Origin of the sequence: Mycobacterium sp. (assembly GCF_046091765.1) — a bacterium.
Taxonomy (GTDB): domain Bacteria; phylum Actinomycetota; class Actinomycetes; order Mycobacteriales; family Mycobacteriaceae; genus Mycobacterium.
This window is the reverse complement of record NZ_JBJTCF010000038.1, coordinates 1-6,692: the sequence shown is the minus strand read 5'-3', so window position 1 is coordinate 6,692 and position 6,692 is coordinate 1. Positions and strand designations below refer to the sequence as shown.

Sequence of the window (6,692 nt, the reverse complement as noted above, 5' to 3'; positions counted from 1 at the left end):
TGTGCCTTTTCAGCAGTGCCGGTGGTGTACTACCATGTTCGCTGGCGGCCCGGAATCCGGCGACGGACCCGGTGCGGGCGGCCCAGCGCCGTCGACTACTGTTAGGGCGACCGTTTTCCGGGTTTGAGGAGTAGAAGCATGCGTGTCGTCGCCTTCGCGCCAGCACTGAGCGCCAACGAGGAAGATGCCGGCGGGGTCAGCATCAAGGGCTTCCCGATGACCAGTTGCTACGTCAACGAGTTCCCGTCCCAGATCACCGTCCCGGTGGTCGTCGCGGTGTGCGCGCTGGGCGGCGAGGACTACGACCCGGCCCGGGTCATCATCGCCACCTCCCCCGAGGGCGAGCGGGTGGGCAGCCTGGAGTTCGGCTGGCACTGGCACGACAACCCCCCCACCCCCGTCAAGTACCGGGTGTTCGCGCAGTACCTGCCGATGCGCGCGCCGGCCGCCGGGGTGTACACCATCGGGCTCTACGACAGCCTGGAGTCCACCGAGTCCGACATCCTCTTCCCGCTGCCCGTGCTGCGGGCCAACCCGATCATGCAGACCCGGATCCCCTGATCCGACGACCCGCCCAGGAGCCCTGAATGACCGAGAGCCCGCGCGCCGATGTGGTCGCCCAGCAGTACCAGAAGTGGACCTACCCCGAGCCGATCCAGAACCTCGAGACCTGGCTGACGAACAACTGGCAGTGGTTCGACCCCAGCCACGCCCACCGGATCCTGTGGCCGGACCGCCCACTGCAGCCCGACCTGGACATCCTCATCGCCGGCTGCGGCACCAACCAGGCGGCGGTGTTCGCCTACACCAACCGGGCCTCCAAGGTGGTGGCCATCGACGTCAGCCAGCCCTCGCTGGACCACGAGAAGTACCTCAAGGACAAGTACGCGCTGAAGAACCTGGAGCTGCGGCTGCTGCCGATCGAGGAGGCGCCGACCCTGGGGCAGAGCTTCGACCTGGTGATCTCCACCGGGGTGCTGCACCACATGGACGACCCGAAGGCCGGCATGAAGGCGCTGGCCGAGGTGATGCGCCCCGACGCGGTGGCGGCGATCATGCTCTATGCCCGCTACGGGCGCATCGGGGTGGAGATGATGCAGGCGGTGTTCCGGGAGATGGGGCTGCGCCAGGACGAGGAGTCCCTGGAGATGGTCCGGGAGGCCGTCGGGTCGCTGCACAGCAGCCACCCGCTGATGGGGTACCTGTCGATCGCCCCGGACCTGAACTTCGACGCCGGTCTGGTGGACACCTTCCTGCACGGGCGCGACCGCAGCTACACCGTGGACGACTGCCTGGACCTGGTGTCCTCGGCGGGGCTGGTGTTCCAGGACTGGTTCCTCAAGACCCCGTACTACCCGCGGACCCTGACCGAACCGGCGAATCAGTTCTTCACCGCGGTCAACCAGCTCGAGCACGCGAAGATGTGGTCGGTGATGGAGCGGCTCAACACCCTCAACGGCTGCCACTTCTTCCTGGCGACCCGTCCGGAGCGCGCGCAGGACAGCTACCGCATCGACTTCTCCGCCTCGCGCGCGCTGGACTACGTCCCGCTGTTCCGGCTGCGCTGCGGGGTCAACGGCCAGGAGGTCTACCGGCCGGGCTGGCAGATCCAGCTCGATCCCACCCACCTGGCCTTCATCCAGCACCTCGACGGGGAGCGCTCGATCCGCGAGATCGCCGGGCGGGTGGCCCGCAGCGGGGTGCTGGCCCGGGCTGATCAGGCCGAGCTGGAGTACATCGGCCTGGAGCTCTTCGAGGGGCTGTGGCGGGCCGACTTCATTGCGATTGATCTGAGCGGCGCGGCCGGCTAAGCGTCCCGAAACGCCCGGCGCGACATGAGCGAGGATCCGCGGGCCGACCTGGTCGCCCAGCAGTACCGCAGGTGGCAGTACCCGGAGCCGATCGCCGACCTGGAAATCTGGCTAGGCAATCACTGGGAACGGTTCGACCCGAGCCACTCCCACCGGATGTTCTGGCCGGACCGGCCCTACCAACCGGAGATGGATATCCTCGTCGCCGGGTGCGGCACGAACCAGGCCCCGACCATTGCCTATACCAATCCGACGGCCAGAGTCATCGGCATCGACATCAGTAAGGAATCCCTCGACCACGGCCGTTACCTCAAGCACAAGCACGGGCTCCGCAATCTCGAGTTGCGGTTGCTGCCCATCGAGGAGGCTGGCAGCCTCGATCGGCGGTTCGATTTGATCGTGTGCAGCGGGGTGCTGCACCACATGGCCTCGCCCCAGGCCGGGATGGACGCGCTGGCCGGCGTGCTGCGCCCGGAGGGCGTCGCGGCGATCATGCTCTACGCCCGTTACGGTCGGATCGGGGTGGAGATGATGCAGGCGGTGTTCCGGGAGATGGGGCTGCGGCAGGACGAGGAATCCCTGCGGCTGGTGCGGGCCGGCCTGGCCTGGCTGGACCCCAGCCACCCGGTGCGCACCTACCTGGACAACGCACCCGACCTGGGCTTCGACGCCGGGCTGGTGGACACCTTCCTGCACGGACGCGACGTGAGCTTCACCGTCGCGGATTGTCTGGATCTGGTGCAGCGCGCGGGGCTGGTGTTCCAGGGCTGGTTCCAGCAGACCCCGTATCACGCACCCACCCTGGTGGAACCGGACAACGAATTTCTTGCGGCGGTGAGCCCGCTGCCGGAGCGGCAGATGTGGACCGTCATGGAGCCTCTGCGCAACGGCAACGGATGCCACCTGTTCACCGCGTGCCGGCCGGAACGACCCGGGTCGACGTATCGCGTCGACTTCGCAGACCCCCGCGCTCCAGGCTTCGTGCCGCTGTGGCGGCTGTACGCCGGTGTCGACGGCAGTGAGGCCGTCCGCCCGGGCTGGCGGATTCCGCTGTCACCGACAAGCCTCGCCCTGGCCTGCCAGGTCGACGGCGAGCGGTCGATCCGCGAGATCGCCGCGCGGGCCGCCCAGCCGGAGCAGACGGCCCTTGACGTATTCGAGCAACTCTGGCGGCTCGATTTCGCCGCCATCGACCTCAGCGGGGTAACCGCAGCCTGACGTCGCGCCTGTTCACTCCTACTACCCGTCGAGAGCGCAGGCTGACTTGGGATCTCCCCCTGGACAGATGTCGGCCCCCACCCGAGGGAGGGGGCCGACATCTGTCGTAGGTGACTTACACCGTGGTAGCGCCAGTCGTGCCGTTGCTGCTGGTACCGCCGCCGATTGCGGTGCCGACACCGAAGGTGCCGCCGGCCGCGCCGGTACCGGCGGCGCCGGCCTTGGCGCCGCCGCTGCCACCGGTACCGCCCTGCGCAGTGGCTCCGGTGCCGCTGTTGACGGTCGAGTTGCCGCCCGCGCCGCCAACCCCGGCAGTTGAGCCTGCCCCGGCGTTGGAGCCGCCAACACCGCCGTTACCGCCGGTGGCAATGGTGCTACCAGGACTCGTGGCACTGGCCGTGCCGCCTGTGCCGCCGCGACCGCCGGTGCTAACGGCCTGGCCCGCCGTGCCACCAGCGCCGCCGATACCGCCGGTCGCGGTCGTCGCCGCGCTGCCGGAGGCTGACGTCGCCGCACCGCCGACACCGCCCACGCCGCCGACTGTGCCGGTGTTGCCGGCACCGCCGACACCGCCCGCACCACCGGTTGCAGTACCGCCGCCGACCGTCACCTGTGCGGCGCCACCAGCACCGCCGACCGCGCCCGAGGTGGCTCCGGTGCCGCCGGCGCCGCCGGCGCCGCCGGCACCACCTGTCGCGGTGCCCGCGGTCGTGCCATCAACCGACGCGGCACCACCCGCACCGCCGGTGCCCGCCGCGCCGCCCGCGGTGCCGGTCGCGGCACCACCGACACCGCCGGCACCGCCGGTCGCATTGGCCGCCGCACCGATTACCGAGGTCGCCGTGACCGCGCCGCCGGTACCGCCGTTGCCGGCAGCCGAGCCGGTGTTGCCCGACACGGCGCCACCGTTGCCGCCGGCGCCACCGGTTCCAGTGCCCGCGACCGCGATGGTGACCGCGCCACCCGCGCCGCCGGCGCCGCCGTTGCCGCTGACCGAGCCGCCGGCGCCGCCCTTGCCGCCCGCGCCACCGGTGACTGCTCCGACACCGCTGCCGCCCGCGCCACCGTTGCCGCCGTTGCCGACGCTGCCGCCGGCACCGCCGAGGCCGCCGGCACCGCCGGCGCCAGACGTGTTGTTGAACCCGGCGCCGCCGTTGCCGCCGTTGCCGCCCTGCGCCGCCGCCGAGCCGGAGGCACCGCTCGCGCCGCCGGTGCCTAGGCCGCCGCCGGTGGCTCCACCGGCACCGAGAGTGCCGGTATTACCGCCCGCGCCGCCGACGCCGCCAGCGTTCGCCTGAGCGCCAGAGGCGCTGCCATTGCCACCGCTGCTGGCCGCTCCGGCGTTACCGCCGGCACCGCCGGTGCCCTTGGTTGCGTTCGCATCGGCATCACCGCCCGCACCGCCAGCACCGCCGTTGCCACCATTGGCGCCCGTACCGCCGTTACCAGACGCCAGAGTGTTTGCTGCGCCGCCGTTGGCCGCGGTACCGGCGCTGCCGCCGTTACCGCCGACGCCGCCCTTGCCGCCGGTGGAACCGGTGTTGCCGCCGGCGTAGGCGCCGCCTGCACCGCCTGCACCGCCGATAGCACCGTTTCCAGCGCTGCCGCCGTTGCCGCCACCGGCCGCCAGGCCGCCGTTGCCGCCCGCGCCACCGGCGCCGCCGTTACCGCCAGCGCCACCGGCCGTGCCGGTCACACCCGCGGTCACCGCGCCACCGACACCGCCGGTGCCGCCGCGACCGGCCGCCGCGCCATTGTTGCCCGTCGGCTGGTCGCCTGCCGCGAAGCCGTCGCCGCCGTTACCGCCCGCACCGCCGACGCCGCCGTTACCGCCCGCACCGCCGGTGCCGCTGTTCGATGCGCCGCCGGCGCCGCCGTCGCCGCCTGCACTACCTGCAGTGCCGGCAAGCGATGCGACACCAGTCGAGGCGTTCGTTCCGTTGAAGCCGGCACCGCCGGCACCGCCAGCGCCTCCAGCGCCGCCGTTCCCGGCGACCGCGGTGCCGCCGGCGCCACCCGCGCCGCCAGCCGTTGACGCTTGGTTGCCCACCACGCCCGAGAAACCGGCGCCACCGGCGCCACCCGCGCCGCCGTTGCTGTTCGCACCCGACGTACCGGTGGTGCCGCCCAGACCGCCGGTCCCGCGCGCACCGAGGGCGCCACCTTGGGCACCGTTACCGCCCGCACCGCCGGCGCCGCCCGCGTTGCCGACACTTCCGGCGCCACCGGCGCCACCAGCGGCGCCGGCCGTGGCCGCACCGCCGGTCCCGCCGTTGCCATTGGTGCCGAGAGCGTTGGTCGCATTGCCGCCGGCGCCACCGGCGCCGCCTGAGGCACCATTGCCGCCAAGGCCGCCGACCACGCCGCCACCGACGCTGTTTCCGCCCGTGCCGGCCGTTCCGGCGGCGCCGCCGTTGCCGCCGGCACCAGCCGTTCCGGTCAGCGCCGCACCGCCGCCGCCTCCGGCGCCGCCGGTGCCGCCGTTACCGCCCGCGGATCCACCAGGGTTCGTGGCCGCTGCGAAGCCGTTGCCGCCCGTGCCGCCGGCACCGCCGGCGCCACCCGCGCCACCTGCACCGCCGTTGCCGGTGCCGGTCGCGGTGCCACCCAGACCACCGGCGCCACCGTTGCCGGCGTTGGTACCGGGCGACGAAGCCGACCCGGCCGTGGCACCGGCACCGGTGAACCCGGCACCGCCGGCGCCGCCGGCGCCGCCGGCACCGGCGTTGAACGTGCCGGTCGCGTTGCCACCGGCGCCGCCCGCACCGCCGGTCGTGCCGGCGTTGCCCGCCGTGCCGCCGGATCCTGCGCCGCCGTTGCCGCCGGCACCGCCGGCCGCTCCGGTGCCGGTGGTTCCTGCAACTCCGGCAGTGCCGAGGCCCGCTCCAGCAGCTCCGGCCGCCCCGGAGGTGCCGGCCCCGCCGCCGGCGCCGCCGGTGCCGCCCAGGGCACCGGTGCTCACCGAGGCGCCACCGTTGCCGCCAGCGCCGCCAGCGCCCGCGTTACCACCGGTCCCGCCGTTGCCGTTGGTGCCACCGTTACCTGCGGCGCCGCCGGCGCCCGCGGCGCCACCGTTGCCGCCGCCGCCACCCGCTCCGCCGAAGACGGTCGTGCCCGTCGAGGCCGCGTTGCCGCCGGCACCGCCGGCACCGCCGGCGCCGCCATTGCCGCCATTGCCGGCCTTGCCAGTGGTCGCCACGCCGCCGGCACCACCCGCGCCGCCGGCACCACCGGCGGCGGCGGTTGAGCCGCCCGCCGTGGCGCCGCCACCGAAGCCTGCGCCGCCGTTACCGCCGGCACCACCCGCGCCGGCGGCGCCGGAACCGGTGCAACCGCCGACACTGACGCGACTGCCGGCGGTGCCGGTGGGGTCGGCGGTGCCGCGACGCTGGGCACGGCTGGTAACGGCGGTGCCGGCGGTGCCGGCGGCGCCGGCTTCAACAGCACTGGTGCGACCGCCGGGGCGAACGCGACCAACGGCAAGGCTGGTGGCGCCGGCGGTGCCGGCGGTGCCGGCGGCGCGGCGACCACCGGCACGGCTGGTACCGGCGGCGCCGGCGCCGCGGGTGGTGCCGGCGGTAACGGCGGCGCAGGCTTCGGTGGCGGCGCCACGGCGGGCGGCTCAACCGCCGCCGCCGGTGGTGCCGGCGGCGGCGGTTGAGC

The 6,692-nt window shown here is 73.8% G+C and carries 4 protein-coding genes; 3 read left to right on the top strand and 1 reads right to left on the bottom strand.

Annotated features, from left to right (window positions below; all coding sequences use genetic code 11):
- The first annotated feature begins 138 nt into the window (after positions 1–138).
- The 3 genes from ACKOB8_RS03420 to ACKOB8_RS03410 are packed head-to-tail and all read left to right on the top strand — an operon-like array spanning position 139 to position 3,029.
- Positions 139–561 (top strand): hypothetical protein, encoded by a 423-nt coding sequence (locus tag ACKOB8_RS03420; RefSeq protein WP_526375661.1) that lies wholly within the window; start codon positions 139–141, stop codon positions 559–561.
- Positions 562–587: 26 nt separating this feature from the next.
- Positions 588–1,811, top strand: coding sequence for a class I SAM-dependent methyltransferase (locus ACKOB8_RS03415; RefSeq protein WP_526375659.1), 1,224 nt, complete (start codon positions 588–590; stop codon positions 1,809–1,811).
- A 24-nt stretch (positions 1,812–1,835) separates the two neighbouring features.
- A complete protein-coding gene (locus ACKOB8_RS03410; RefSeq protein ID WP_526375657.1) occupies positions 1,836–3,029 on the top strand; it encodes a class I SAM-dependent methyltransferase in 1,194 nt (397 codons plus the stop codon).
- 115 nt (positions 3,030–3,144) lie between these two features.
- On the opposite strand, the gene ACKOB8_RS03405 is transcribed toward ACKOB8_RS03410, so the two are convergent.
- Positions 3,145–6,228: a hypothetical protein gene (locus ACKOB8_RS03405; RefSeq protein WP_526375655.1), complete on the bottom strand. Its 3,084-nt coding sequence runs from the start codon at positions 6,226–6,228 to the stop codon at positions 3,145–3,147.
- Positions 6,229–6,692 lie beyond the last annotated feature (464 nt).